Annotated in this window: 3 protein-coding genes; all 3 read left to right on the top strand. The window is 32.2% G+C overall.

Annotated features, from left to right (window positions below; genetic code table 11):
• The first annotated feature begins 107 nt into the window (after positions 1 to 107).
• The 3 genes from BC781_RS25285 to BC781_RS25275 all read left to right on the top strand — a co-directional run bounded on the left by BC781_RS25285 (position 108) and on the right by BC781_RS25275 (position 1,880).
• Positions 108 to 599, top strand: a complete 492-nt coding sequence (locus BC781_RS25285) for a hypothetical protein (RefSeq protein WP_109623339.1) — start codon at positions 108 to 110, stop codon at positions 597 to 599.
• A gap of 94 nt (positions 600 to 693) precedes the next feature.
• Positions 694 to 1,347: a hypothetical protein gene (locus BC781_RS25280; protein WP_109623337.1), complete on the top strand. Its 654-nt coding sequence runs from the start codon at positions 694 to 696 to the stop codon at positions 1,345 to 1,347.
• Positions 1,348 to 1,475: 128 nt separating this feature from the next.
• Positions 1,476 to 1,880, top strand: a complete 405-nt coding sequence (locus BC781_RS25275; RefSeq protein ID WP_109623335.1) for a DUF1493 family protein — start codon at positions 1,476 to 1,478, stop codon at positions 1,878 to 1,880.
• Positions 1,881 to 2,369 lie beyond the last annotated feature (489 nt).

Raw genomic sequence — 2,369 nt, 5'->3', positions numbered from 1 at the left:
TCAATAAATAAGTAGCAAAAAGCACAGAACAAGGGGCATATTCCACAGGCACTTGCGACGCAACCTGCCTGCGATACCATGCCCGGGGCGTTGTGAGGAATAAGTAGATGAAAGCAATCGAAATAATAAATGAGCTAATTATTCAAAATATTGGGCTTAGATTAAATCTACTTAATTCAAAAAATCTTGTCCAATTTTCAGAGCAGTTGATACTAACTGAAAATGACTTTGATTTATTTTTTATGGACATATCAATGAACTCTGAAAATGATAATTCTCTAATTGATATATTAAATTCATTCATAAATGAGAATAAATCGAATGTCGATTCAGAGGGGATTTTAGAATTACTTTCTGAATATTATTTCAACTTGAATTTTGGTTTAGAAGACACAATCAGAGTTTTATATCAGTTAAATTTAGACTTTAGATTCAATGAAAATATTCAACGTCAGATCTATTGGATAGAAGGAGAATTAAACTTGATAGATAGCGGTGTCACGACTAAGAATAAGTCTGATTTGAATAAATACCTTCAAGAATTTTTTATTGGTTTAGGGATAAATCGATCAATTAAAAAGACAGTAATAATTAAATAAAAACTCCTCACAACAAGAGGCACATTGCACAGGCAGTCTTGCGACGCAATCTGCCTGCGACACCATGCCTAAGTCGTTACAGTTAATTAATTAAATGAAACTGAATTGTCCAAAATGTGAAAGTCCTATTCAATCAGAGGATGTAAATACAGTTGAAGATTTTGCAATTTGTATGGAGTGTGATGAATACTATCAAATATCAGAAGATTTAATGAATAATGAGAGTTATAAGAAGACTGTTAAACCTCTAAATACTAATATTACTATTCTTGAATTAGTTGATAAAATAAAGTGTGATCTACAACCTAAGCCGTACTATAAATTTTTATCTAATACATTCCCGTCATTTTTAGTATTTATTTCTCTCGTTTTTATGTTTAGCCCTGATGTCGATAATAGAATTAATTTAATAGTAAAGATATCGTTAATCTATTCCTTGATAGCAATAATCAAGCTTTTTCTAAAATACGATTTAAGAATAGATGAAAAAGATATAGAATTTAAGACAAGTATTTTTGGAATTGGGATCAAAAAGAACCGTAAAACGAAATGGTTTAAAAGTATTGAGGAAAGTGAAGTATACGATTCTAAAAGCGAAAAAAGCAGTTCTCGTATTTCTTTAAAATTTAAATATCAAGACGATATCAATTTTGGTTCAAACTTAGAGCAAGAAGAACGCAGATGGCTCATAAGCGAACTAGAATATTTAATCAATAAGATGAAATTCAAAAATTATAAAAAACTGTAACAATGGGCATAGTTCACACCGCACTAACCGGCAACAAGACCCATGTGCAAAACCATGCCCGATTCGTTAGGCTTAATAAGTCAATCAAAGAATTATATCCATATTCTTTTAATTAACTCCAATATTTAATGAAATCAGTAGATGATGTTATCATTTTAATTAAAAAATATGCTGGTACAGAAGAAGTATATCCTGATACAGATATAAATAAAGACTTAAATATTTATGGAGATGATTTTAATGATTTACTCGAAGAGTATTCTGTTATTGCAGATGTTGATATGTCAGAATTTCTATGGTATTTCCATTACAAAGGGGAAGGATGGAACTTTGGTGATTTAATTTTTAGACCGCCAAATAAAAGAGTTAAAAGAATAAAGCTAACACCCCAAATTTTATACAATTTTACTCTTGATGGAAAGTGGGGGATAAAATACCCCAAGCATTCAGTTCCAAGTATTAGGTACGATATTATTGGCAGCGTGATCGTTTGTGCAGTATTAATTATACTAATATTCTTAAATTTAAAATAAGCCTAACAAGGGGCATATTCCACAGGCAGCTATGCGACGCAACCTGCCTGCGATACCATGCCCGGGTCGTTAGGCTCCATTAAGTGGGCAAATTTTTAGAACAAGAAAAAATGAGTTTTTTAGATTTTCCCTTTTGCTGAAATCTTCATGGAATTTGATTTTCACAACGAACGAATTTTTAAGCAAACTGGAGTTATAAATGCGATTCTAACGCTATTCTAATTTTAGCTTTCATCCCAGTATAGCGTCATCGGATTCGACCTTAATTCATACTGATCTTTCCATTTTATTGGATAAAACCCAAGCGTAAATTGGGATTGAAAAGAGAATAGAATTTGAGAGCGCAATGAAATCGTTGGCATAGGATTTAAAAAATAAAAGTTCTGCGAGTGCGGTACAGGTAAAAATTAAAAACGGAGCCTAACAAAGAGCATAGCCCACAGGCAGCATGCGACGCTATCTGCCTGCGATACTATGCTCGGGGCGTTA

The sequence above is a fragment of the Sediminitomix flava genome (genome assembly GCF_003149185.1).
GTDB classification, from domain to species: domain Bacteria; phylum Bacteroidota; class Bacteroidia; order Cytophagales; family Flammeovirgaceae; genus Sediminitomix; species Sediminitomix flava.
This window is presented reverse-complemented; position numbering and strand designations above follow the sequence as displayed.